Annotated in this window: 23 protein-coding genes; 1 reads left to right on the plus strand and 22 read right to left on the minus strand. The window is 64.7% G+C overall.

Annotation, left to right across the window (positions count from 1 at the left end):
- Nucleotides 1–3: 3 nt before the first annotated feature.
- From QTI05_RS24785 to QTI05_RS24820, 8 genes are all read right to left on the minus strand, one after another.
- Nucleotides 4–879 carry a branched-chain amino acid ABC transporter permease gene (locus tag QTI05_RS24785; RefSeq protein ID WP_286547203.1) on the minus strand — a complete coding sequence of 292 codons (876 nt, stop codon included), beginning with the start codon at nt 877–879 and terminating at the stop codon, nt 4–6.
- Nucleotides 880–1,022: 143 nt separating this feature from the next.
- Complete coding sequence (locus QTI05_RS24790) at nt 1,023–2,219, minus strand: ABC transporter substrate-binding protein (RefSeq protein ID WP_286547204.1); 1,197 nt, start codon at nt 2,217–2,219, stop codon at nt 1,023–1,025.
- A 57-nt stretch (nt 2,220–2,276) separates the two neighbouring features.
- Complete coding sequence (locus QTI05_RS24795; protein ID WP_286621043.1) at nt 2,277–2,987, minus strand: ABC transporter ATP-binding protein; 711 nt, start codon at nt 2,985–2,987, stop codon at nt 2,277–2,279.
- A complete protein-coding gene (locus QTI05_RS24800; RefSeq protein ID WP_286547208.1) occupies nt 2,987–3,757 on the minus strand; it encodes an ABC transporter ATP-binding protein in 771 nt (256 codons plus the stop codon). The genes QTI05_RS24795 and QTI05_RS24800 overlap by 1 nt, the downstream gene beginning before the upstream one ends.
- Nucleotides 3,758–3,905: 148 nt before the next feature.
- The gene (locus tag QTI05_RS24805) at nt 3,906–5,468 is read right to left on the minus strand and encodes a DHA2 family efflux MFS transporter permease subunit (protein ID WP_286547209.1); all 1,563 of its coding nucleotides are present in this window, start codon (nt 5,466–5,468) and stop codon (nt 3,906–3,908) included.
- 20 nt (nt 5,469–5,488) lie between these two features.
- The gene (locus tag QTI05_RS24810; protein WP_286621044.1) at nt 5,489–6,847 is read right to left on the minus strand and encodes an HlyD family secretion protein; all 1,359 of its coding nucleotides are present in this window, start codon (nt 6,845–6,847) and stop codon (nt 5,489–5,491) included.
- A gap of 35 nt (nt 6,848–6,882) precedes the next feature.
- Complete coding sequence (locus tag QTI05_RS24815) at nt 6,883–8,376, minus strand: efflux transporter outer membrane subunit (protein ID WP_286621045.1); 1,494 nt, start codon at nt 8,374–8,376, stop codon at nt 6,883–6,885.
- Nucleotides 8,357–8,908 carry a MarR family winged helix-turn-helix transcriptional regulator gene (locus tag QTI05_RS24820; protein ID WP_286547212.1) on the minus strand — a complete coding sequence of 184 codons (552 nt, stop codon included), beginning with the start codon at nt 8,906–8,908 and terminating at the stop codon, nt 8,357–8,359. Before QTI05_RS24820 ends, QTI05_RS24815 begins: the two co-directional genes overlap by 20 nt.
- A 79-nt stretch (nt 8,909–8,987) precedes the next feature.
- Here QTI05_RS24820 and QTI05_RS24825 point away from each other — a divergent pair, with 79 nt between their 5' ends.
- Nucleotides 8,988–10,775: an ABC transporter transmembrane domain-containing protein gene (locus QTI05_RS24825; RefSeq protein ID WP_286621047.1), complete on the plus strand. Its 1,788-nt coding sequence runs from the start codon at nt 8,988–8,990 to the stop codon at nt 10,773–10,775.
- A 40-nt stretch (nt 10,776–10,815) separates the two neighbouring features.
- On the opposite strand, the gene QTI05_RS24830 is transcribed toward QTI05_RS24825, so the two are convergent.
- From QTI05_RS24830 to QTI05_RS24895, 14 genes are all read right to left on the minus strand, one after another.
- Nucleotides 10,816–11,253: a DUF1178 family protein gene (locus tag QTI05_RS24830; RefSeq protein ID WP_286621049.1), complete on the minus strand. Its 438-nt coding sequence runs from the start codon at nt 11,251–11,253 to the stop codon at nt 10,816–10,818.
- A gap of 10 nt (nt 11,254–11,263) precedes the next feature.
- Entirely contained in the window at nt 11,264–11,854 is a 591-nt protein-coding gene (locus QTI05_RS24835) for an NUDIX domain-containing protein (RefSeq protein WP_286547218.1), read from the minus strand.
- Entirely contained in the window at nt 11,847–12,164 is a 318-nt protein-coding gene (locus tag QTI05_RS24840) for a DUF2818 family protein (RefSeq protein ID WP_286621050.1), read from the minus strand. The genes QTI05_RS24835 and QTI05_RS24840 overlap by 8 nt, the downstream gene beginning before the upstream one ends.
- 6 nt (nt 12,165–12,170) lie before the next feature.
- Nucleotides 12,171–13,658 carry an NADH-quinone oxidoreductase subunit NuoN gene (nuoN, locus tag QTI05_RS24845; RefSeq protein ID WP_286547220.1) on the minus strand — a complete coding sequence of 496 codons (1,488 nt, stop codon included), beginning with the start codon at nt 13,656–13,658 and terminating at the stop codon, nt 12,171–12,173.
- A 111-nt stretch (nt 13,659–13,769) separates the two neighbouring features.
- Entirely contained in the window at nt 13,770–15,245 is a 1,476-nt protein-coding gene (locus QTI05_RS24850; protein WP_286547221.1) for an NADH-quinone oxidoreductase subunit M, read from the minus strand.
- A 25-nt stretch (nt 15,246–15,270) separates the two neighbouring features.
- Nucleotides 15,271–17,319 carry an NADH-quinone oxidoreductase subunit L gene (gene nuoL, locus QTI05_RS24855; RefSeq protein ID WP_286621052.1) on the minus strand — a complete coding sequence of 683 codons (2,049 nt, stop codon included), beginning with the start codon at nt 17,317–17,319 and terminating at the stop codon, nt 15,271–15,273.
- A gap of 12 nt (nt 17,320–17,331) precedes the next feature.
- Nucleotides 17,332–17,640 carry an NADH-quinone oxidoreductase subunit NuoK gene (gene nuoK, locus QTI05_RS24860; protein WP_286547224.1) on the minus strand — a complete coding sequence of 103 codons (309 nt, stop codon included), beginning with the start codon at nt 17,638–17,640 and terminating at the stop codon, nt 17,332–17,334.
- Complete coding sequence (locus QTI05_RS24865; RefSeq protein ID WP_286547227.1) at nt 17,637–18,305, minus strand: NADH-quinone oxidoreductase subunit J; 669 nt, start codon at nt 18,303–18,305, stop codon at nt 17,637–17,639. The genes nuoK and QTI05_RS24865 overlap by 4 nt, the downstream gene beginning before the upstream one ends.
- A 27-nt stretch (nt 18,306–18,332) precedes the next feature.
- Entirely contained in the window at nt 18,333–18,845 is a 513-nt protein-coding gene (gene nuoI, locus QTI05_RS24870) for an NADH-quinone oxidoreductase subunit NuoI (RefSeq protein WP_286547228.1), read from the minus strand.
- Nucleotides 18,846–18,860: 15 nt separating this feature from the next.
- Nucleotides 18,861–19,937 (minus strand): NADH-quinone oxidoreductase subunit NuoH, encoded by a 1,077-nt coding sequence (gene nuoH / locus QTI05_RS24875; protein ID WP_286547229.1) that lies wholly within the window; start codon nt 19,935–19,937, stop codon nt 18,861–18,863.
- Complete coding sequence (gene nuoG / locus QTI05_RS24880; RefSeq protein WP_286621054.1) at nt 19,934–22,120, minus strand: NADH-quinone oxidoreductase subunit NuoG; 2,187 nt, start codon at nt 22,118–22,120, stop codon at nt 19,934–19,936. Before nuoG ends, nuoH begins: the two co-directional genes overlap by 4 nt.
- Before the next feature lie 15 nt (nt 22,121–22,135).
- Complete coding sequence (gene nuoF / locus QTI05_RS24885; protein WP_286621057.1) at nt 22,136–23,476, minus strand: NADH-quinone oxidoreductase subunit NuoF; 1,341 nt, start codon at nt 23,474–23,476, stop codon at nt 22,136–22,138.
- Nucleotides 23,476–24,006: an NADH-quinone oxidoreductase subunit NuoE gene (gene nuoE / locus QTI05_RS24890; RefSeq protein WP_286621059.1), complete on the minus strand. Its 531-nt coding sequence runs from the start codon at nt 24,004–24,006 to the stop codon at nt 23,476–23,478. Before nuoE ends, nuoF begins: the two co-directional genes overlap by 1 nt.
- Complete coding sequence (locus QTI05_RS24895; RefSeq protein ID WP_286621061.1) at nt 24,003–25,256, minus strand: NADH-quinone oxidoreductase subunit D; 1,254 nt, start codon at nt 25,254–25,256, stop codon at nt 24,003–24,005. The genes nuoE and QTI05_RS24895 overlap by 4 nt, the downstream gene beginning before the upstream one ends.

Consider the following 25,256-nt stretch of genomic DNA (forward strand, 5'->3'; position numbering starts at 1 on the left):
ACTTCACTTCTCGCTACCGAACAGGCCAGCGGGGCGAAGCAGGAGCACCACCACCATGATGGCAAAGACCACCGTGGACGAAGCCTCGGGATAGAACACCTTGGTGAGGCCCTCGATCACGCCGAGGCCGAGCCCGGTCAGGATGGCGCCCATGATCGAGCCCATGCCGCCGATCACGACCACCGCGAAGACGATGATGATGAGGTTCTGCCCCATCAGTGGCGAAATCTGGATCACCGGCGCGGCAAGCACACCGGCGAACGCGGCCAGCGCAACGCCGAAGCCGTAGGTCAGCGTCACCATCAGCGGCACGTTGATGCCGAAGGCCTCGACCAGCCGCGGGTTCTCGGTGCCGGCGCGCAGGTAGGCGCCCAGGCGCGTTTTCTCGATCGCATACCAGGTGGCGAAGCAGACGACCAGCGACGCCACGACCACCCAGGCGCGGTAGTTCGGCAGGAACATGAAGCCCAGGTTGGTGCCGCCGCTGAGCGCCTCGGGCGTGCTGTAGGCCAGGCCGGAGACACCATAGACGGAACGGAAGCCGCCCTCGATCAGCAGCGTCAGGCCGAGCGTGAGCAACAGGCCGTAGAGATGGTCGAGCTTGTAGATCCAGCGCAGCAGCAACCGCTCGATCAGGACGCCGAACACGCCCACGATCAGCGGCGCCACTGCCAGCATCACCCAGTAGTTGACGTTGAAGTAGTTCATCGCCATCCACGACAGGATCGCCCCCATCATGAACAGCGCGCCGTGCGCGAAGTTGATGACGTTGAGCAAGCCGAAGATCACCGCCAGCCCGAGGCTCAGGATCGCGTAGAACGACCCGTTGACCAGCCCCAACAGGAGCTGGCTCAACAAGGCGGGCATTGAAATGTTCATCGTGGAAACGAAGTTCAGAAAGGCAACAAAGACTTCGCGCAGGGGCCGCAGCGCACGGCCGCCCGAAGCGGCCGGCCCGCCCCCCGGTCAGGGGGGTTGGCGAAGCGACACGCAGTGCGCGAAGACTGGGGGGCGAGCAACAGCTACTTCCAGAGAGCGCAGGTGCTCTCTTCCTTGGTGGTGTAGACCTGATCGCCCGGCACCTTCTTGATGATCTTCAGCAGATCCCACGGGCCTTTGGATTCCGACGGCTTCTTCACTTCGGCCAACAGCATGTCGTGCACCATGCGGCCGTCGGCACGGATCACGCCCTTGGCATAGAAGTCGTTGATCGGCGTTTTCTTGAGTTGCGCCATCACCTTGTCGGCGTCGGTCGACTTCACGGCCTCGACCGCCTTCAGGTAGGCCATGGTGGCCGAGTAGTCGGCAGCCTGGATGTCGGTCGGCTTGTTCTTGGTCTTGGCCTCGTAGCGGGCGGCCCACTTGCGCGATTCGTCGTCGGCGTCCCAATACCAGCTGGTGGTGTGCAGCAGGCCCTGGGTGGCTTGCAGGCCGAGGCTCTTCACGTCGGTCAGGAACACCAGCAGGCCGGCGATCTTCATGGTCTTGTCGATGCCGAATTCCTTGGAGGCCTTCATCGAGTTGATGAAGTCGCCGCCGGCATTGGCCAGGCCCAGCACCTGCGCCTTGGAGTTCTGCGCCTGCAGCAGGAAGGACGAGAAGTCCGACGCATTGAGCGGCGCCTTGACGCCGCCCACCACGTTGCCGCCCTTGGCCTTGACCACCTTGGTGGTGTCGGCTTCGAGCGCGTGGCCGAAGGCGTAGTCGGCCGTCAGGAAGAACCAGCTCTTGCCGCCGGTATCGACCACCGCACCGCCGGTGCTCTTGGCCAACGCGACGGTGTCGTAGGCGTAGTGCACGGTGTAGGGACTGCACTGCGCGTTGGTCAGCGCCGAGGTGGCCGCGCCGTTGGTGAAGAACACGCGCTTCTTCTCCTGCGCCACCTTGGCCGTGGCCAGCGCCACGCCCGAGTTGGTGCCGGCAAAGATCATCGTCGCGCCTGCGGTGTCGATCCACTCGCGCGCCTTCGAAGCGGCGATGTCGGGCTTGTTCTGATGGTCGACGCTCAGGATCTCGACCGGCTGGCCGAGCACCTTGCCACCCATGTCGTCGATCGCCATCTGGATGGCGGTCTGGCCGCCCTTGCCTTCCAGGTCGCCGTAGAGGCCCGAGAGGTCGCTGATGTAGCCGATGACGACCTTTTCTTGCGCCTGCACCGCGTGGCTGGCAAGGCCTGCGGCCGCGAGCACGAGGGCGATGGCTTTGAGTTGTGTTTGCATGATGTCTCCTGGGGTGGGTTGACGATTCAACGGGGAAAACGGGGGTGGCGCGCGGCGCTAGACGCCGAGCAGCTCGCTGAGCACAGGCATCTTGGCTTCCAGGTCTTTCGCGGCGAAGGCCTCGACCATGCGACCGTGCTCCATCACGTAGAAGCGGTCGGCCAGCGGCGCTGCGAAGCGGAAGTTCTGCTCGACCATCACGATGGTGTAGCCCTTGTTGCGCAACGTGTGAATCATGCGGGCCAGCGCCTGCACGATCACGGGCGCAAGGCCTTCGGAGATCTCGTCGAGCAGCAGCAGCCTGGCGCCGGTGCGCAGGATGCGCGCGACCGCAAGCATCTGCTGCTCGCCGCCCGACAGTCGGGTGCCCTGGCTGTTGCGGCGCTCGGCCAGGTTGGGAAACATGGCGTAGATCTCGTCGACCGACATGCCCTTGTCGGGGCCCTTGAGTGCGGGCGGCAGCATCAGGTTTTCTTCGGCCGAGAGGCTCGCAAAAATGCCGCGCTCTTCGGGGCAGTAGCCGATGCCGAGGTGCGCGATGCGGTGCGTCGCCATGCCGATGGTTTCGGTGCCGTGCACCTTGATGCTGCCCTTGCGGCTGCCGGTGAGGCCGAGCACCGCCCGCATCGTGGTGGTGCGCCCTGCCCCGTTTCGGCCCAGCAGCGTGACGACTTCGCCCGGCTGCACGACCATGTCGACGCCATGCAGCACGTGCGACTCGCCGTACCAGGCGTGCAAGTCCTTGATTTCGAGCGCGGGGACAGCCATCAATGTGCTCCCTGCAACTGGCCGTCGGTGGTGCCCATGTAGGCCTCCATCACCAGCGGGTTGTTCGACACCTGCTCGTACGGCCCCTCGGCCAGTACCGCGCCGCGTTGCAGCACCGTGATGGTGTCGGCGATGGTCGACACCACGCTCATGTTGTGCTCCACCATCAGGATGGTGCGACCGGCTGAAACGCGCTTGATGAGTTCGGCCACGCGGTGCACGTCTTCATGGCCCATGCCCTGCGTGGGCTCGTCGAGCAGCATCAGCTCGGGCTCCATGGCCAGCGTGGTGGCGATCTCGAGCGCGCGCTTGCGGCCGTAGGGCAGGTTCACGGTCTGCTCGTCGGCGAGGTCTTCAAGGCCGACTTCGGCCAGCAGCTCGCGCGCACGCGCATCGAGCGGCTTGAGCGACTTTTCGCTCTTCCAGAAGTGGTACGAGGTACCGAGTGCGCGCTGCAATCCGAGCCGCACGTTCTCAAGCAAGGTCAGATGCGGAAACACCGCCGAGATCTGGAACGAGCGGATGATGCCGCGCCGCGCGATCTGCGCCGGACGCTCGCTGGTGATGTCCTGCCCGTTGAACAGGATCGTGCCGGAGGTCGGCTCGAGAAACTTGGTGAGCAGGTTGAAGCAGGTTGTCTTGCCTGCACCGTTGGGACCGATCAGCGCATGGATCGAACCGCGCTGAACCGCCAGATCGACCTTGCTGACCGCAGTGAAGCCCTTGAATTCCTTGGTGAGCTGGCGTGTTTCGAGAATGATGTCGCTCATCTCGCGCGGTCGCCGGGTTTCTGGCAGGAAGTGTCGGTCATGCAGTTCGTCTGTGCGCGCCCTGATTGAACGCGGACGGATGTTAGGCGCCCCCCGATACCCTTCCTACTGGGGCAAATGCCTATGCTGCACTGCAACCTTGGCGCGTTCAGTGCGCGCCGGCTGCAGCATCGCCGCCTGCCCCACCTTTCGCGGGCCGCGCCAGCCAGACCAGTGGAATCAACAGGATGAACAGCAGTGCCGAACCGTAGAACAGATCGTTGGAGGCCAGCATGAACGCTTGCTGGTCGACCAGTCGATTGAGTTGCCCCAGCACCTGTTCGGCACTGAGCCCGCTGCTGCCGAGTCCGGCAATGGCGCTGTTGGCCGCCGCGCTGCCCGTGTTGACCGACTCCACCAGCTGCGCATGGTGCAGCGCCGCGCGGTTCTCCCAGAGCGTGGTGGCGATCGAGGTGCCCATGGCACCCGCGGTGATGCGCAGGAAATTCGACAGGCCCGAGGCCGCCGGGATGCGGTCGGGCGTGAGCCCCGACAGCGTGATCGTCACCAACGGGATGAAGAAGAACGCCATCGCTATGCCCTGGATCACGGTCGGAATCATGATCGTCCAGAAGTCGGCCTGGGTGTTGAAGCTGGAGCGCATCCACAGCACCAGCGCGAACACCAGGAACGAGAACGTCGCGTAGCGGCGCGGGTCGATCTTGCCCACCGTGAGGCCGACGATCGGCGAGAAGAAGATCGCCAACAGCCCCACCGGCGCCATGATCATGCCGGCCTGCGTCGCGGTGTAGCCCATCCACTGCTGCAGCCACAGCGGCAGAATCACCACGTTGCCGAAGAACAGGCCATAGGCCACGGCGGTCGCGAACGCGCCCGACCAGAAGTTGCGACGCTTGAACAGAGAAAGATCCACCACCGGGTGTTTTTCGGTGAGCTCCCAGATCAGGAAAAACGCGAAGGCGACCACCGCCACCACGGCGAGCGTGAGGATCTGCGCCGAATGGAACCAGTCGAGTTCCTTGCCCTTATCGAGCATGAGCTGCAGCGAGCCGACCCAGAGCACCAGCAACGCGAGGCCGATGGAATCGATCGGCACCTTGTGCTTGGCGCTGTCGCGCTTGCGATAGAGCGCCCAGGTGATCGCGGCGGCGACGATGCCGACCGGGATGTTGATGTAGAAGATCCAAGGCCACGAGATGTTGTCGGTGATCCAGCCACCCAGCAGCGGCCCCATGACCGGTGCGACCAGCGTGGTCATCGACCACATGGCCATGGCGAGCCCGGCCTTGGCGCGTGGATAGCTCGACAGCAGCAGCGTCTGCGACAGCGGGATCATGGGTCCGGCCACGAAGCCCTGCAGCGCGCGGAACAGGATCAGTGTCGTCATGTTCGGCGCGAGGCCGCACAGGAGCGAAGTGATCATGAACAGGATCACGCTCGCCATGAACAGGCGCACCTGCCCGAAGCGTTGCGTCATGAAGCCGGTGAGCGGCACGGCGATCGCGTTTGCGACCGCGAAACTCGTGATGACCCAGGTGCCTTGCGTCGAACTGACGCCGAGGTCACCGGAGATCGCGGGCAGCGACACGTTCGCGATCGACGTGTCGAGCACGTTCATGAAGGTCGCCGCAGAAAGCGCGACGGTGCCCCACACGCGCGCTGCGCCTTCGAGCGGCGCGTGGACGATATGGGCAGGAGCGGCAGTGGCCATGGAAAGGCTGCGGCCTCAGGTCAGCTGCGGTGGGTGGACATGGCCACGGCAGCCGAAGGCGAACCGCTCGCCAGCGGGGGCGTGGCCGCCGCGCCGGGGCCGGTGGCCGGTGCCGTCGGGCTGGCCGGTCGCTTGGCAACGGGAGTCGCGCCGCTGAGGTTTGCGGCGATGATGCCGTTCACCACGGCGTCGGCGCCGTGGTCGAGCGTGCTGTAGACCGCGGTCTGCGTCAGCGCGCTCGCGCGCGGTGCGTCGGCAAGCATCTTGCCGTCCTTCTTCTTGACGTCGATCTCGGCGTCCATCGACAGGCCGACGCGCAACGGACTGGCCTTGAGCTGCTCGGCATCCAGCGCGATGCGCACCGGCACGCGCTGCACCACCTTGATCCAGTTGCCGGTGGCGTTCTGTGCAGGCAGCAGCGCGAATGCGGCGCCGGTGCCGATGCCGAGGCCGGCGACCTTGCCGTCGTACTCCACCTTCTTGCCATACAGGTCGGCCGTGAGTTTGACCGGCTGGCCGATGCGGATGTTGCGCAGTTGCACTTCCTTGAAATTGGCATCGACCCAGAGCTGGTTGAGCGGCACGATCGACATCATCGGCGTGCCGGCGGTGACGCGCTGGCCGAGCTGGACGGTGCGCTTGGCGACGTAGCCATCCACGGGCGCCGGCATCGCGACGCGCTGGGTCGCGAGATAGGCCTCGCGCACCTTGGCGGCGGCCGCCTGCACGCTCGGGTGCTCGGCAATACTGGTGCCCTCGGTCAGCGACTGGTTGCTCACCAGTTGCTCGCGCGCGGCCGCCACGCCGGCCTGTGCCGCGGCCAGCTGGCTCCGGGCATTGGACAGTGCGGTTTCGGAATGGCTCAATTCTTCTTTCGACACGGCGCCGTTGCCGGTGAGCGCTTGGCGGCGCTTCAGGTCGTCCTGGGCACGGGCGATATCGCTCTGGGCGCGCACGATGTCGGCCTGCTTCAACGTGACCTGGGCCGCCAGCGAGCCGTTGTTGGCATAGAGCGTGCGCACCTGGCGCACCGCCTGCGCAAGCGCGGCCTCGGATTGTTCGAACGCAACCTTGGCGTCGGCCGGATCGAGTTGCACCAGGGGTTGGCCGGCCTTGACGAAGTCGGTGTCGTCGGCGCCGATGGCCATCACCGTGCCACCGATCTGCGGCGTGATCTGGATCACGTTGCCCTGCACGTAAGCGTTGTCGGTGTCCTCGTAGTGGCTGGCAACCAGCCACTCGTAAAGACCCCAGCCGCCACCGGCGACGATCACGACGGCCGCGAGTGCGGTCAGGGCCTTGCGGCGCTTGCCGTTCGGTGCCGGTTCAACAACTTCGGCTTGCGCGACGGGGGCGCCGGGATTGACGGTATCGGTCATGGTTTGTTTGCTTTCCGAATGAGGTGGCGATGTGATCAATGCGGCCTGGGCGCATCGAGTGCGGCGGTGCTGGTCGAACCCGGGGTCGGCTGCCAGCCGCCACCGAGTGCGCGCGCGAGGCCGACCTGTGTGTCGAGCGCGCGTGCGGCCAGGTCGACTGCCTGGCGTCGTTGCGCCAGCACCGTGGTCTCGGCGCTCAGCACGTTGAGGTAGTTGCCGAGGCCGGCGCTGTAGCGCTGGCGGGCGATGTCCCAGGCGCTCTCGGCCGCGGCCTGCGCTTCGCGCTGCTGCGCCTGTTGGCGGCCGATCGACTGGGCCGACGCGACCTGGTCGGCCACGTCGCGCACGGCGTCGAGCACGCTGGCGTTGTAGCTCTGGATCGCGGCATCGAGATCGGCCGACTTGCCGCGCAGATTGGCGCGCAGCTTGCCGCCTTCGAAAATCGGCAACCGGATCGCGGGGCCAATGCCCCACTGCTGGCTGCCCGACTTCAACAGGGTGTCGAAACCGATCGCCTGGAAGCCAGCGAAGGCCACCAGGTTGATGTTCGGATAGAACTGGGTTCGGGCATTGGCCACGTCCTGCGTGGCTGCCTCGACGCGCCAGCGCGCGGCTGCAATGTCGGCGCGGCGACCCAGCAGGTCGGCCGGCAGGACGGATTGCAGCGCGATCGGTTGCAGCATGGTAAGCACCGGCGGCTTGAGCTTGGCGCTTGCGTCCGGCTGGCCGACCAGCGCGTCGAGCGCATGCCGGGCGATTGCGATCTGTTCGTCCAGTGCTTCGATCTGCTGCCGCGCTTCCGGCAGGCCGCCCTCGCTCTGGCGCAGTTCGAGCCGCGTGTCGAGGCCAGCCGAGACGCGGTCGCGAACCAGGCGCAGGGTTTCGTCGCGCTGCGCCAGCGTGCGCTGGGCCACGGCGAGCTGGTCGTCGAGTCGGGCCCATTGAAGGTAGCCGCGCGCCACGTTGCTGGCCAGCAGCACGCGCGCCGCATCTGCATCGGCGGCGGCCGCGTTGGCAGTGCCGAGCGCAGCGTCGAGCGCCGAGCGGTTCTTGCCGAAGAAATCGATCTCCCAGCTGCCGTTGAGCTGCAGCGTACCGGTCTCCTGAATGGAGCCACCGAGCGGCGATGGGTAGATGTAGTTCTCGCTGAACTTCTGCCGCGTGAGATCGAGCGAACCGTTGAGCTGCGGCTTGTCGGCCGCCGCGGCGATATCGCTCGAAGCCCGTGCCCGCGCGAGGCGGGCTTGCGCCACCTGCAGGTTCGGATTGCCCTGCACCGCCTGGTCGATCAGGCCGTTGAGCTGGCTGTCGCCGAAGGCCAGCCACCATTGGCTGTCGACCGCGCTCGCAGGCGTGGCAGCCGGGTCGGCCGTAAGGCCGAGCGAAGCCGCGTCGCGCATCTGCGCCTGCGAGCCGATGTGGCCCATGTCGGCGCAACCGGCCAGCAGCAGCGCGAGAGCGCCTACTGCCACGGCAGTGCCACGGCGCACCAAGGAAAAATCAGCAAGATCAGGAAGAGGAAGCGTCATTTTTTTCTCCACGGGCCTGCAAGGCCTGTGCGTTGTCGAGAATGCGGTGCAGGTAGCTCTTGAACTGCTCCCACTCCTCGCGGCTGAAGCCCGCAAGGTGCTCGTTCTGCACGCGGCAGAGCAGATGTGGCACCTGTTCGGCGGCCGTGCGCCCTTCGTCGGTCAGCTCGATGTTCACCACCCGCCGGTCGGCCAGGGACCGCACGCGGCGGCAAAGACCCTTGGCTTCGAGACGATCGAGCAATCGCGTCATCGCACCGGTGTCGAGCAGGCATTCGCGCGCGAGTTCCGCAACGGTGGTCGCCGTGCCCATCTGCAGCTTGTGCAGGGGGATCCACTGCGGGTAGGTCGGGCTGCCGGGTTCGCACAACATCTGCAGCTCAACCTGCTGGCTCACCGCAGCGAGGATGCGTCGCATCATGTAGCCCACGCTCTCTTCGGCACGGTAATTCTCGGCCTGGTAGAAGTCCGGCACGGACTTGGCGTCTTCGGCGCTGCGCCGGCTGGGGGGGCGCGCATTGCTATCTGTCATGGGCCAAATATTAATTGCCCAGGCAGTAATTGTCAAGGCGACCTTTGTAGGAGGCAACCGTTAAGTAGAATGGACGCAAATGGCCGATACCGCTGCGTCTTCTTCTCCTGCGAAGGGTTCGCCCCAATCGCTTTCAGGGCTGAGCCCCTTTCTTCGCCCCTACCGTCTTCAGATCGCGCTGGCCGCACTGTTCCTGGTGCTGGCCGCGGTCACCACCCTGCTCTTTCCACTGGCGTTGCGCAGCCTGATCGACGGCGGGCTCGTGTCGACCGACAAGGGCGCGCAGACCATGGCGTTGCGGGAGCATTTCCTCGCGCTGTTCGGCGTGGCAGTGGCGCTGGGCCTTTTTTCAGCGGCGCGCTTCTACACCGTGAGCTGGCTGGGCGAACGCGTCACCGCCAACCTGCGCAATGCGGTCTATGCGCACGTCCTGCGGCAGAGCCCGGCCTTCTTCGAAACCACCCAGACGGGCGAGGTGCTGTCGCGCCTGACGGCCGACACCACGCTGGTGCAAACCGTGGTCGGCTCGTCGCTCAGCATGGGGCTTCGCAACGCGGTGATGGGCGTCGGCGCACTGGCCATGCTGGTGTGGACAAACCCGTACGTGATGACCCAGGTGCTGCTGATCCTGGTGCTGGTGGTGCTGCCGAGCATGTGGTTCGGCCGCCGCGTGCGCAAACTCTCGCGCGCCAGCCAGGATCGCGTGGCCGATTCGAGCGCCATCGCTGCCGAGGTACTCAACGCGATCCCGGTGGTGCAAAGCTACACCGCCGAAGGGCGTGAATCGGCGCGTTTCGATGCATCGACGCAGCAGGCATTCCAGACCGCGGTGCGGCGCACCAAGGCCCGTTCGGTGCTCGTGGCTTTCATCATCATCGCGACTTCAGCCGCCCTGCTCTGGGGCCTGTACCAGGGCACGCAGGCGGTGCTGCGGGGCGACATCACGGCCGGCCACCTCGGCCAGACCGTGGTCTACGTGATCATCCTCGCGAGCGCCGCCGCAGTGCTCGGCGAGGTCTACGGCGATCTGCTGCGGGCGGCCGGGGCCACCGAGCGGCTGATGGAGCTGCTGCACGCGCAGTCGGCCATTGTTTCGCCATCCAATCCGGCGGCTGCGTCCGTTCCGCCTGCCGGCAGCGCCATCCATCTTGAAGCGATCACATTCCACTATCCGTCGCGGCCACTGACGCCTGCGCTGCGCGATTTCAGCCTGCAGGTCGCGCCTGGCGAGACAGTTGCACTGGTCGGCTCCAGCGGCGCCGGCAAGAGCACGGTGTTCCAACTGCTGCTGCGCTACTACGACCCGCAGTCGGGCCGCATCCTGCTGGACGGCACCCCGCTGGCCAGCCTGTCGCTCGAGCAATTGCGCAACCGCATCGGGCTGGTGCCGCAGGATGCGGTGATCTTTTCGACCAGTGCGCTCGAGAACATCCGCTATGGCCGGCCCGAAGCGACCGATGCAGAGGTGCACGAAGCGGCGCGCGCTGCCTTTGCGGACGACTTCCTCAAGGCATTGCCCGAGGGCTACGGCACTTTTCTGGGTGAGCGCGGCGTGCGTTTGTCCGGTGGCCAGCGCCAGCGCATCGCGATCGCGCGAGCCATGCTCAAGAACCCCCCGCTGCTGCTGCTCGACGAAGCCACCAGCGCACTCGACGCCGAGAGCGAACGCATGGTGCAGGCAGCGCTCGAATCGGCGATGGAAGGCCGCACGACGCTCGTGATTGCGCACCGCCTGGCCACGGTCCAAAAAGCCAACCGCATCATCGTGCTGGACCATGGCGGCATCGTGGAACAGGGCACGCACGCGGCGCTGGTCGCGCAGGGCGGCGTGTACGCCCGCCTGGCCGCGCTGCAGTTCGCGGCTTGACCCGTGTTGCCGGATTTGCGCAGAAGCCGACCGTCGTCAGCTACTGCAGCGTTTCCTTGAGGGCGGCCGGCACCGGCAACGGCATCACCGCAATGCCTTCATCGACCAGCGCCTCGGCCTGCTCGCGCGTCGCCTGGCCGCGGATGCCACGCTCGGCCGCTTCGCCGTAGTGAATCCTGCGCGCCTCGTCGGCAAAACGGTCGCCGACATCTTCGGTCTGGGCCATCACCTCGCGCACGGCACGCAGCCAGCGCGCCTCCAGCGACGTGCCGGCCGGCGGCTGGGACGGTGCCGCTTCGGGCGGCTTGGCATTGCCAAGATTGAGGCGCGGCGCGCTCAGCAGCTTGGTGACGTGGGTGTCGCTGCAGACCGGGCACGCGACAAGACCGTCGGCCAACTGCGTTTCGAACGCATCGTTGGACGCAAACCAGCCTTCGAAGCCGTGGCCGTGCGCGCATTGGAGGTTGAGAACCTTCATGCGCCGATTATCAGGCCGCGTCTGCGGGGGCGGCAGGGTGCCAGTCGAGTGTCCACGTGCCCGACAGGACGTTCTGAAGCCAGAGCGTGCAGGTCAGGGTCTTGGCATCGGTGACGGTGCCGTTCCGGCACCAGTCGAGCAGTTCGTCGGGCGTCGCCGTGAAGACGTCGAGAAATTCGCCGTGGTCAAGCTGGCGCGCACCAAGCTCCAGGCCACGCGCAAAGTACACATGAATGATCTCGGTCGAATAGGCCACCGCAAGGTGCATCGCGCCGGCATGGGCCCACTCGCGCGCACGGTAGCCGGTTTCCTCGAGCAGTTCGCGCTGGCCGCAAAGCAACGGGTCTTCCCCCGCATCGAGCTTGCCCGCCGGGAATTCCGTCATGACGTGACCGACCGGGTAGCGGAACTGCCGCTCGAGCACCACGCGCCCATCGTCGAGCAGCGGCACCACGACGACCGCGCCCGGATGAACGACGTATTCGCGCGTGGCGCTGTGGCCGTCGGGCAGGCGAACAGTGTCGCGCCTGGCATGCAGGAAGTTGCCCTTGACCAACAACTCGCTGGCCGTGGCCTCTTCTCTCAGGTGCGATTCAGGCATGGCTGGCTCTCCGGTGTTTGAGCAGGTAGCGCCAGGTGAAGCCGGGGAACGCGAGCACCAGGAACAGCGCCCCTGTTACCGCATAGAACTCCCAGCCCTGCGGGGCGATCTGCCCAACGCGCCGCTCGAACAGCAACCCGACCCCGCCCGCCACGAAATACAGGAACACCAGTTCCGCCAGGCGCATGGCAAGTGGCTTGCTGCGCGACCGCAGCGGCACCAGGGCAAGTACGCGTTCGTTGACGAATGGCAGGTTGGCCGCGATCAGCGCGACCAGTAGCACGAACCAGACTGACGCGGTTTGCGACACGGAGGATCAATTGGCCAGCGTGGCCACGATCGCATCGGCGCAGAGCGTCATGAGGCCGCCCGGCACGATGCCGAGGATCAGGATCATCGCGCCATTGAGGCTGAGCACGGTGCGCACGTCCCGGGGTGCCGAAACCGTCGTCGCGGTGACCGGTGCGTCGAAGTACATGACTTTCACCACGCGCAGGTAGTAGAACGCGCCGACCAGCGACATCATCACCGCGAAAACCGCAATACCGATGTAGAGCGCCTGACCCGAAGCGATGAGCGCCTGGAGCACCGCAAGCTTGGCGTAGAACCCGACCAGCGGCGGCAGCCCGGCCAGCGAAAACATCGCGATCGCCATCACACCGGCATAGAGCGGGCTGCGCTGGTTGAGGCCGGCGAGATCGACGATCTCCTCGCTCTCGAAGCCCTCGCGCGCCAGCAGCAGGATGATGCCGAAGCTTGCGAGCGTGGTCAGCACGTAACTCACGATGTAGAACATCGAGGCGCTGTAGGCGAACTGGGCGTTGTAGGTGTTGCCGTTGACCACGCCGGCGACCAGGCCGAGCAGCATGAAGCCCATCTGCGAGATGGTCGAATAGGCCAGCATGCGCTTGAGGTTGCTCTGCGCAATGGCCGCCAGGTTCCCGATCAGCAGCGAAGCCACGGCCAGCACCGCCAGCATCTGCTGCCAGTCGATGGCGAGCGGCAGAAGCCCCTCCACCAGCAGGCGAATGATGATCGCAAAGGCGGCGAGTTCGGGCGCGGCGCCAATCAGCAGCGTCACGGCCGTCGGCGCGCCCTGGTACACGTCGGGCACCCACATGTGGAACGGCGCAGCGCCAACCTTGAAAGCCAGACCGGAAACGATGAACACCAGCCCGAACACCAGAACCTGGTGGTCGACCTTGCGGCTCGCGATGGCCTTGTAGACCTCGTTGATGTCGAGCGAACCGGTGGCGCCGTACATCATCGACATGCCGTACAGCAGGAAGCCGCTTGCCATGGCGCCGAGCACGAAGTACTTCATCGCCGCTTCGCTCGCGATCGCGTTGTCGCGCCGCAGCGCCACCAGTGCGTAGCTCGACAGGGTGAGCAGTTCGAGGCCAAGGTAGATCAGCAGGAAATTGCCGCCCGACATCATCACGAACATGCCGAGCAAGGCGAACATGCTCAGGGTGAAGATCTCGCCGCCGCGCAACATGCCGCGATCGGCCGCATAGGGCCGGCCGTAGACCAGCGTCACCATCAACGCGACCGTGGCGAAACATTTGAGCCAGTTGCCCATCGGGTCACTGACCACCATGCCGCCGAAGCCGTAGGCAGTCTTGCCGCCGTTGGCGTTGAGCGCCGTGAGAAAAGCCACCACGGCGAGCGTCAGCAGCGTCAGCACATAGGTGCGGGTGCGGCGCGGGCTCGGGTCGGACAGATCCACCAGCGCAATAACGCAGGCCATGACCAGCAACACGATCTCGGGGTAGATCGTCATCCAGCTGAGTTTGTCAATCATCTCGTTCTCTTGTTCAGCGATGCCGGTCGGCGCCGGGCCGCCCCAAGCCGGGCCGGGGCTCCCTCGGGGGGCAGTGCAGCGGCGAAGCCGCAAACGTGGGGGTCATACATTTCAGGGGAGCTTGGACACCGCGACATGGCGCAGCAACTCGCCCACCGATGCATTCATGACATCGGTGAACGGCTTCGGATAAATGCCCATCCAGAGCACCGCGATCGCCAACAGCGACAGCATGAGGAACTCGCGCGCATTGATGTCGACCAGTTCCTTCACATGGTCGTTGCCGACCGGGCCGAGGTAGACGCGCTTGTACATCCACAGCGTGTAGGCGGCACCGAAGATCAGCGCCGTGGCGGCGCCGAAGCCGAGCCAGAAGTTGGACTTCACCGCGCCGAGGATCACCATCCACTCGCCGACAAAACCGGCCGTGCCCGGCAGGCCGCAATTGGCCATCGCAAAGAGCAGCGCGAAGGCCGCGAACTTGGGCATGGTGTTGACCACACCGCCGTAGTCGGCGATCTGGCGTGAATGCACGCGGTCATACAGCACGCCGATGCCCAGGAACATCGCCGCCGACACGAAGCCGTGCGCGATCATCTGCACGATGCCGCCGGACACGCCGAGGTCGTTGAAGATGAAGAAGCCGAGCGTCACGAAGCCCATGTGCGCCACCGACGAATAAGCCACCAGCTTTTTCATGTCCTGCTGCACCAGCGCCACCAGACCCACGTAGATCACGGCGATCAGCGAGAGCGCGATGATGAACCAGGCCCATTCACGCGAGGCGTCGGGTGCGATCGGCATCGAGAAGCGCAGGAAACCGTAGGCGCCGAGCTTCAGCATGATCGCCGCCAGCACGGCCGAGCCACCGGTCGGTGCTTCGACGTGCACGTCCGGCAGCCAGGTATGCACCGGCCACATCGGCACCTTCACCGCGAACGCCGCGAAGAACGCGAAGAACAGCAGCGTCTGCGCCGTGCTGCCGAGCTTGAGCTTGTGCCAGGTCAGGATGTCGAAGCTGCCGCCCGACGTGTTGTAGAGGTAGATCAGCGCGACCAGCATCAGCAGCGAGCCGATCAGCGTGTACAGGAAGAACTTGAAAGCCGCGTAGATCTTGTTCGGCCCGCCCCAGATGCCGATGATCAGGTACATCGGGATCAGCGTGGCTTCGAAGAACACGTAGAACAGGATCCCGTCGAGCGCAGCGAACACACCGATCATCAAGCCCGACAGGATCAGGAACGCGCCCATGTACTGGTTGACGCGCTCGGTGATCACTTCCCATGCCGAGATCACCACCACCACCGTGATGAATGCCGTCAGCAGTACCAGCCACAGCGAGATCCCGTCGATACCGAGGTGGTAGCTCACATTGAAACGCGCGATCCAGCTGTCCTTCTCGACGAACTGCATCGCGGCACTGTCGGTCTGGAACCGCGTGTAGAGCGGTATGGTGACCAGAAAGCTCGCGATGGATCCGACGAGCGCGATCCAACGCACGCCCTTGGCATGCTCGTCGCGACCAAACGCCAGCAACACGACACCGAATGCGATCGGCATCCAGATGGCAAGGCTCAACAAACCCATTTTTCTTTTTCTCCAGCGCTGCCGCTTACCTGTTGAACCAGATGAAGTACGTCATCAGGACGAAGACGCCGAGCAGCATCGCAAACGCGTAGTGGTAGATGTAGCCGGTCTGCAGCCAGCGCACCGCGCCCGAAATGCGGCCGACCAGCTTCCATGACCCATTGACGATCGCGCCGTCGATGACCGCCTGATCGCCGCCCTTCCACAAGCCGGTACCGAGTGCACGCGTGCCGCGGGCGATGACGTTCTCGTTGAACCAGTCGAGGTAGTACTTGTTGTCGAGCAGGCGGTAGACCGGCCCGAACGCACGCTTGATCGCAGCCGGCAGTGCCGGGTTGACCATGTACATGTAGAAGGCAGCGACCACACCGGCCAGCGCGAGCCAGAACGGCAGCGTGCTCAGGCCATGAATCGCCATGGCCACCGGGCCGTGGAAGGCTTCAGCCATTTCCTTCATCGCATGGTGCTTGTGGCTGTCGACCACGATCGCGTCCTTGAAGAAATCGCCAAACAGCATCGGCTGGATGGTCATGAAACCGATCACGACCGACGGGATCGCCAGCAACACCAGCGGCAGCCAGACCACCCAGGGCGACTCGTGCGGCTTGGCATCGTGGCCATGGTGGTCGTCGTGGCCGTGCGCATCGTGCGCATCGTCATGGTGGGCGTCGTGGTGCGCGTCCGGATTCTGGTCGTAGCGTTCCTTGCCATGGAATACCAGGAAGTACATGCGGAACGAGTAGAAAGCCGTGACGAACACGCCGGCAACCACCGCGAAGTAGGCAAAGCCCGAACCCCAGAGATGGCTCTCGTGCACCGCCTCGATGATGCTGTCCTTCGAGTAGAAGCCGGCGAAGAACGGCGTACCTATCAACGCGAGCGAGCCGACCAGCGAGGTGATCCAGGTGATCGGCATGTACTTGCGCACATTGCCCATCCACCGGATGTCCTGGTTGTGGTGCATGCCGATGATCACCGAACCAGCGCCGAGGAACAGCAGCGCCTTGAAGAAGGCGTGGGTCATCAGGTGGAACACCGCGACCGAATAGGCCGAGGCACCGAGCGCAACCGTCATGTAGCCGAGTTGGGACAGCGTCGAGTACGCCACCACGCGCTTGATGTCGTTCTGGATGATGCCGAGGAAGCCCATGAACAGCGCCGTGATCGCGCCGATCACCAGGATGAAGCTCAGCGCCGTGTCGCTCAGTTCGAACAGCGGCGACATGCGCGCCACCATGAAGATGCCGGCCGTCACCATCGTGGCGGCGTGGATCAGCGCCGAGATCGGGGTCGGGCCTTCCATCGAGTCAGGCAGCCACACGTGCAGCGGGAACTGCGCGCTCTTGCCCATGGCGCCGATGAACAGGCAGATGCAGATCACCGTGATCAGCATCCACTCGGTGCCGGGGAAGCTGAGCTTGGCCAGCGCGTCGGCCTTGGCGAAAGCCTCGCCGTAGTTGAGCGTACCGGCATAGGCAGCAATCAAGCCGATGCCGAGGATGAAGCCGAAGTCGCCGACGCGGTTGACCACGAAGGCCTTCATGTTCGCGAAGATCGCGGTCGGCTTGTTGTACCAGAAGCCGATCAGCAGGTACGACACCAGGCCCACCGCTTCCCAGCCGAAGAACAGCTGCAGCATGTTGTTGCTCATCACGAGCATCAGCATCGAGAAGGTGAACAACGAGATATAGGCGAAGAAACGGTTGTAGCCGTCGTCTTCTTCCATGTAGCCGATGGTGTAGATGTGCACCATCAGCGACACGAAGGTCACGACACACATCATCATGGCGGTGAGGCCGTCGACCAGAAAGCCGATTTCCATCTTCAGCCCGCCCACGACCATCCATTCGTAGATGGTGGCGTTGAAGCGGGCGCCGTCGACGACAACGCTCTTGAGCGTCATGGCCGAAATGATGAAGGCGACCAGCACACCGAGGATGGTGAGCGAATGCGTGACCTTGCGGCCGATGTGATCGCCGGCGAACTTGGTGCCGAACAGGCCGGCCACGACCGAGCCGACCAGGGGCGCCAGCGGTACGGCCAGCAATGTGGATGCAGAAAGCGTTGCGCTCATGGTGAACCCTGGTTATCCCTTGAGCGAGTTGAGCTCGTCGACATTGATGTTCGACTTGTTGCGGAACAGCAGCACGAGCAATGCGAGGCCGATCGCCGATTCGGCGGCGGCGACGGTCAGGATGAAGAACACGAAGACCTGGCCGTGCATGTCGCCCAGATAGTGCGAGAACGCGACGAAGTTCATGTTGACCGCGAGCAGCATCAGCTCGATGCACATCAGCAGCACGATCAGGTTCTTGCGGTTCAGGAAGATGCCGACGACCGACATCGCGAACAGCATCGCGCCCAGCGAAAGGTAGTGAGGGAGCGTCAACGTCATGCCTTCTTCTCCGGTGTGGCCGGCGCGGCCTCTTCTGTCGGCGGCGGCGCGGGTGGCTGCGCCGGCTGGGTCGCCTCGACCTTGACCAGCTTCATCCGGTCGCGCGCCTTGACGTGCACCTGATCCTGCACATCGACGAACTTGGTGTCCTTGCGCTGGCGCAGCGTCAGTGCGATGGCCGCGATCATCGCCACGACGAGGATGACCGCCGCGATCTGAACCGGATACAGGTACTCGGTATAGAGAAGGATGCCAAGCACCTTGGTATTCGAGCCCTGCGTCATGGCGGCCTGGGCCTGCGCCGCGGCGCCCGGCAACTGGCGGAAGCCGCCCATCAACACGTAGGCCATTTCCAGCGCAATGACGACGCCGACCAGCGCGGCCAGCGGAAAGTGCTTCCAGAAACCCTGTCGCAGGCTGTCGATGTTGAGGTCGAGCATCATCACGACGAACAGGAACAGCACCATGACGGCGCCGAGGTACACCAGCACCAGTACGACGGCGAGAAACTCGGCCTGCAGCAGCAGCCAGACCGCCGATGCCTGCGAGAACGCGAGCATCAGGTACAGCACCGCATGCACCGGATTGCGCGCGGTGATCACCCGGAAGGCTGCAAACAGCAGCACGACCGAGAACAGGTAGAAGAAGCCAGTCTTGACGTCCATGGATCTTTTCTTTGAGGGCGTCTGCCGTTATCGGTATTTCGCGTCGGCAGCCTTGTTGGCCGCGATTTCTTTTTCGTAGCGGTCGCCCACGGCCAGCAGCATTTCCTTCGTGAAATACAGGTCGCCGCGCTTTTCGCCGTGGTATTCGAGGATGTGGGTTTCGACGATCGAGTCGACCGGGCAACTCTCTTCGCAGAAGCCGCAGAAGATGCACTTGGTCAGGTCGATGTCGTAGCGCGTGGTGCGGCGCGAGCCGTCGTCGCGCACTTCCGATTCGATCGTGATCGCCACGGCCGGGCACACCGCCTCGCACAGCTTGCAGGCAATACAGCGTTCTTCACCGTTTTCGTAGCGGCGTAGCGCGTGCAGGCCGCGGAAACGCGGCGACAGCGGCGTCTTTTCTTCCGGGAACTGAACCGTGATCTTGCGCTTGAACGCATAGCGCCCGGTCAGCACCATGCCCTTGAACAGCTCGGCGAGCATGAAGCTCTTGAGGAAGTCCTTGACCGAGAACGGGGAGGCAGCAACAGCTGAAGACATTGTGTTTTTCTCCGCTTATTTCCAGATGTTCCAGGGCGTTTGCATCCAGCCCCCGACCACCAGCAGCCACACCAGGGTGACCGGAATGAAGATCTTCCAGCCCAGACGCATGATCTGGTCATAGCGGAAGCGCGGGAAGGTGCCACGGATCCAGATGAAGAGCGAGAGCACGAAGAAGGTCTTGAGCCCCAGCCAGATCCAGCCCGGAATGAAGTCGAGGAAGCCGACCGGCGACAGCCAGCCGCCGAGGAACATCAGCGCGGCCAGGATCGACACCAGCCACATGCTGGCGTACTCGGCGAGGAAGAAGATCGCGAAGCCCATGCCCGAGTACTCGACCATGTGGCCGGCCACGATTTCGGCTTCGCCTTCGACCACGTCAAACGGGTGGCGGTTGGTTTCCGCCACGCCCGAGATCACGTAGACCACGAAGATCGGCAGCAGCGGCAGCCAGTTCCACGACAGGAAGCCCAAGCCCATGTCGGCACCCATGCCCTTGCCCTGCACCGCGACCACGTCCCCCAGGCTCAAGCTGCCCGAGACCATGATGACCACGACCAGGCAGAACCCCATCGCGATTTCGTAGCTCACCATCTGGGCCGACGCACGCAGCGCGCCGAGGAAGGCGTACTTCGAGTTCGAAGCCCAGCCCGCGATGATCACGCCATACACCTCGATCGAGGTGATCGCCATGATCAGCAGCAAGCCTGCATTGACGTTCGCCAGCACGGCTTCGGGGCCGAAGGGAACGGCAACCCACGCGGCCAGGGCCGGCATGATGGCCATGATCGGGCCGAGCCGGAACAGACCCGGGCTCGCAGCCGACGGGCTGATGATTTCCTTGGTCAGCAACTTGACCGCATCGGCGATCGGCTGCAGCAGGCCGAACGGCCCGACGCGGTTGGGGCCGTGGCGCACCTGGATCCAGCCCAGGAACTTGCGCTCCCAGAGCGTCGCATAGGCAACCGCGCCCATCAGCGGCGCAAGCACGCAGATGATCTTGATCAGCGTCCAGATGACGGGCCAGCCACCAACAACCCACCAGTGGGCCGAACTGAGGCCGCGGCCGAAGCCGTAGATGGCGTCGATCATGCGGGCACCCCTTCGAGCGTGGGCTTGGTGCCGCGAACCGCATGCTCGCTGCCACGCGCGTCTGCGGTCAGTTGCAGCGAAGTCGCGCGGCGCACGATGCCGTCGAGCTGGTAGATGGTCGCGACCACCGGCAAGACCGGCTCGGTGCGCACCGGGCTCGACAGATCGACACCCGCGGGCGCCGCGTTGCCGAGCCGCTCCGCGGGAATGTGCGTTGCGGCTGCGTCCTGCGCGCCGCGAAGCTGCGCCAGCACGTCCTGCGACGACTCGAAATCGAAGCCCTGCAACCCCAGCATGTTGGCCAGCACGCGCAACACCTTCCAGGCCGGACGGGCGCCGCCGAGCGGCTTGACCACGGCATGGAAGCTCTGCACGCGCCCTTCGGCGTTCACGAAGGTGCCGGGCGTCTCGGTGAAAGGCGCGATCGGCAACAGCACGTCGCTAAACGCCAGATTGGCCTTGAACGGGCTCAGCGTCACGACCATCTGGGCGTGCGTGAGGCCGGCAGACACATCGGCACCGATGGCCGAATCGAACTCGGGCTCGTTGTTGAGCAGCAGCACGGCTTTCAGACCGCCCGAAAGCATCTGGGCGGCATTCAGGCCACCCTGCCCCGGCACCGCGCCGACCCATTGCGCGCCGACGGTGTTGGCCGCTTCGGTGAGATAGCCGACGCTGGCGCCGGTTTCGGCGCCGATCCATTGCGCGAGCGCCAGCAGCCGCGACGCGTCGCGATGATGCGCCGCCGCGTTGCCCAGCAGGATCGCCTTGCGCTCGCCGCCGAGCATCGACTTGGCGAGCGCCTTGGCCGCATCGTGCGCTTCGCCGTTCGACGGCGCAGCGACACCCTTCTCGGCGCCGATGGCAACGGCCAGATCGGCCAGTGCCTGCGCCCAATTGCCGGCCGGCAGGGTCTGCGTGCTGGACAGCGACATCGCCCAGCCTTCGCGCGTGGCGAGTTCGGCCTTCGAATTGATGGCGTGCACGGCAGCACCCTTGCGCGCAGCCTGACGGATGCGCTGCGCGAACAACGGGTGATCCTTGCGCAGGTTCGAACCGACGACCAGCACGCGCTGCAGTTGCGAGAGCGATGCGATCGAGGTACCGAGCCAGCGGATGCCGTCGGCCGTCGTGAAGTCGGCGTGGCGCAGGCGGTGGTCGATGTTTTCGCTGCCGAGGCCGCGCACCAGTGCGCCGGCCAACGCGAGTTCTTCCACCGTGCTGTGCGGGCTGACCAGCGCGCCGATGGCGGCAGCGCCATGGTCGGTCTTGATCTGGCGCAGGCCGTTGGCCACGTACTCGAGCGCGGTCTGCCAATCGACCGCCTGCCATTGGCCGCCCTGCTTGAGCATGGGCTGCGTCAGTCGCTCGTCGCTGTTGAGCGCCTCATAGGAGAAGCGATCCCGGTCGGCGATCCAGCATTCGTTGACATCTTCGTTCTCGAGCGGAACGACGCGCATGACCTTGTTGTTCTTGACCTGGACGATCAGGTTGGCACCGGTCGAATCGTGCGGGCTGACCGCCTTGCGGCGCGACAGCTCCCAGGTGCGGGCGCTGTAGCGGAACGGCTTGCTCGTGAGAGCGCCGACCGGACAGATGTCGATCATGTTGCCCGACAACTCGGAATCGACGGTCTCGCCGAGCACCGTGGTGATTTCGGAATGCTCGCCGCGATGGATCATGCCGAGTTCCATCACGCCGGCCACTTCCTGGCCAAAGCGGACACAGCGCGTGCAGTGGATGCAGCGGCTCATCTCTTCCATGCTGATCAGCGGGCCGACGTCCTTGTGGAATACGACACGCTTCTCTTCCTGGTAGCGCGAGCTGGAGCCGCCGTAGCCGACGGCCAGATCCTGCAGCTGGCACTCGCCGCCCTGGTCGCAGATCGGGCAGTCGAGCGGGTGGTTGATGAGCAGGAACTCCATCACCGATTGCTGGGCCTTGATGGCCTTTTCGCTCTTGGTGCGCACGATCATGCCCTGCGTCACGGGCGTGGCGCAGGCCGGCATCGGCTTGGGCGCCTTTTCCACGTCCACCAGGCACATGCGGCAGTTGGCCGCGATGCTGAGCTTCTTGTGATAGCAGAAATGCGGGATGTAGGTGCCCGCCTTGTCGGCCGCATGCATGATCATGCTGCCTTCGGTCACGTCGACCTTCTTGCCGTCGAGTTCGATTTCAACCATATGTGTTTACCGGGCTCAGGCCTTGACGGGCGTCTTGGGCACGTAGCCCGGAATCAGCGCCTCGAACTCGTGGCGGAAGTGCTTGATCATGGCGCGCACGGGCATCGCAGCGGCATCGCCCAGCGCGCAGATTGTGCGGCCCTGGATGTTGTCGGCGACCGAGTTGAGCAGATCCATGTCGGTCTGGCGACCCTGGCCGTTGTGGATGCGGTCGACCACGCGCCAGAGCCAGCCCGTGCCTTCGCGGCACGGCGTGCACTGGCCGCAGGACTCGTGCATGTAGAAGTACGAGAGGCGCTTGAGCGACTCGACCATCGAGCGGCTGTCGTCCATCACGATCACCGCGCCGGAACCCAGCATCGAGCCGGCCTTTGCGATGGAGTCGTAGTCCATCGTGCACTCCATCATGATGGATGCGGGCAGCACCGGCGCCGACGATCCACCGGGGATCACCGCCTTGAGCTGGCGGCCCTTGCGCACGCCGCCGGCCAGCTCGAGCAGCTTGGCAAATGGCGTGCCCATCGGCACCTCGTAGTTGCCCGGCAACTCGACGTCGCCGCTCACCGAATAGATCTTGGTGCCGCCGTTGTTCGGCTTGCCGCATTCAAGGTACGCCGGGCCGCCGTTGTTGATGATCCACGGCACAGCCGCGAAGGTCTCGGTGTTGTTGATCGTGGTCGGCTTGCCGTAGAGGCCGAAGCTGGCCGGGAACGGCGGCTTGAAGCGCGGCTGGCCCTTCTTGCCCTCGAGCGATTCGAGCAAGGCGGTTTCTTCGCCACAGATGTAGGCGCCGAAGCCATGCGCCGCATGCAGCTGGAAGTTGTAGCCGCTGTCCATGATCTTGTCGCCGAGATAGCCGGCCGCGCGCGCCTCTTCGAGCGCTTCCTCGAAGCGGTCGTAGGTCGCGAAGATCTCGCCGTGGATGTAGTTGTAGCCAACGCTGATGCCCATCGCGTAGGCAGCGATGGCCATGCCTTCGATCACGATGTGCGGGTTGTAGTGCAGGATGTCGCGATCCTTGCAGGTGCCCGGTTCGCCTTCGTCCGAGTTGCAGACCAGGTACTTCTGCCCCGGAAACTGGCGCGGCATGAAGCTCCACTTGAGGCCGGTGGGAAAACCGGCGCCGCCGCGGCCGCGCAGACCCGAGCCCTTGACCTCGGCAATCACCTGGTCCGGCGTCATGCCTTCGGTCAGGATCTTGCGCAGCGCGCTGTAGCCGCCACGCGCTTCGTAGTCGGCCAGGCGCCAGTTGGTACCGTCGAGGCCCGCATAGATCTGCGGCGCAATGTGGCGGTCGTGGAAACAGGTCTGGACACCCGTTGCCTGGAACTGCGAGAGGACTTGATCAGGGGACATCAGTGCGCCTCCCCGGTCGAGGCGGTGCGCAGCCCGTCGATGAGCTGGTCGAGCTTCTCGTTGCTCATGAAGCTGCACATGGTGCGGTCGTTCACCAGCATCACGGGCGAGTCGGCGCAGGCGCCCAGGCACTCGCTCTGCTGCAGCGTGAACATGCCATCTTGCGTGGTGTCGCCCATCTTGATGCCGAGCTTCTTTTCCAGGTGCGCCAGCGCCGTGGCGCCGTCGCGCAACTGGCACGGCAGGTTGGTGCAGACGTTGAGCTTGAACCTGCCCACCGGATGCTGGTTGTACATGTTGTAGAAGGTCGTGACCTCGTGCACCGCGATCGGCGGCATGCCGAGGTAGTCGGCGATGACCTTCTCGCTTTCGAGGCTCACATAGCCGTGCGCCTTCTGCACGATGGTCAGGCAGGCCATCACGGCAGATTGCGCCTGGTCGGCCGGGTACTTGGCGACCTCACGGGCAAAAAGATCGAGCATGGGGGCGTCGATCGCCGAGGTGCTCGCGGAAGTGCTTTGAATGCTCATCGATCGATCTCTCCGAACACGATGTCCAGGGTGCCGATCACGGCCACGGTGTCCGCGATCATGTGGCCACGGGCCATTTCATCGAGTGCCGCAAGGTGCGCGAAACCCGGCGCACGGATCTTCAGCCGGTAGGGCTTGTTGGCACCGTCGCTCACCAGGTAGATGCCGAACTCGCCCTTGGGGTGCTCGACGGCCGCATAGGCTTCGCCTTCGGGTACGTGGAAGCCTTCGGTGAAGAGCTTGAAGTGATGGATCAGCTCCTCCATGTTGGCCTTCATCGACTCGCGCTCGGGCGCGGCGACCTTGTGGTTGTCGGTGATCACCGGGCCAGGATTCACGCGCAGCCAGTCCACGCACTGCTTGATGATGCGGTTGGACTGCGCCATTTCTTCCATGCGCACCAGGTACCGGTCATAGCAATCGCCGGTCTTGCCCACGGGAATGTCGAAGTCCATGCGGTCGTAGACGTCGTAGGGCTGCGTCTTGCGCAAGTCCCATGCGATGCCCGAGCCGCGCAGCATCGGGCCGGTCAGGCCCAGGCTCAGCGCGCGCTCCTGTGTCATCACGCCGATGCCGACGGTGCGCTGCTTCCAGATGCGGTTGTCGCTCAGCAGCGTGTGGTACTCCTCCATATGCTTCACGAAGCGTTGGGAGAAGTCGTCGATGAAGTCGAGCAGCGAACCCTGGCGGTTCTCGTTCATGCGCGCCAGCGCCTTGGCATTCTTGATTTTGCTGACCTTGTACTGCGGCATCGTGTCCGGCAGGTCGCGGTAGACGCCGCCCGGACGGAAGTACGCCGCATGCATGCGCGCACCCGACACCGCCTCGTACATGTCGAACAGGTCTTCGCGCTCGCGGAATGCGTAGATCAGCACGGTCGAGCTGCCACAGTCGTTCGCATGCGAACCGAGCCACATCAGGTGGTTCAGCAGGCGCGTGATCTCGGAGAACAGCACGCGGATGTACTGCGCGCGGATCGGCACCTCGAGGCCCAGCAGCTTTTCGATCGCAAGGCAGTAGGCATGCTCGTTGCACATCATCGACACGTAGTCGAGACGGTCCATGTACGGCAGCGACTGGATGTAGGTCTTGCCCTCGGCCAGCTTCTCGGTGGCGCGGTGGAGCAGGCCGATGTGCGGGTCGGCACGTTGCACGACCTCGCCGTCGAGCTCCAGCACGAGGCGCAGCACACCGTGCGCGGCCGGATGCTGCGGCCCGAAATTCAGCGTGTAGTTCTTGATGTCTGCCAT

This window comes from Variovorax fucosicus, from assembly GCF_030316825.1.
Lineage (GTDB): Bacteria > Pseudomonadota > Gammaproteobacteria > Burkholderiales > Burkholderiaceae_C > Variovorax > Variovorax fucosicus.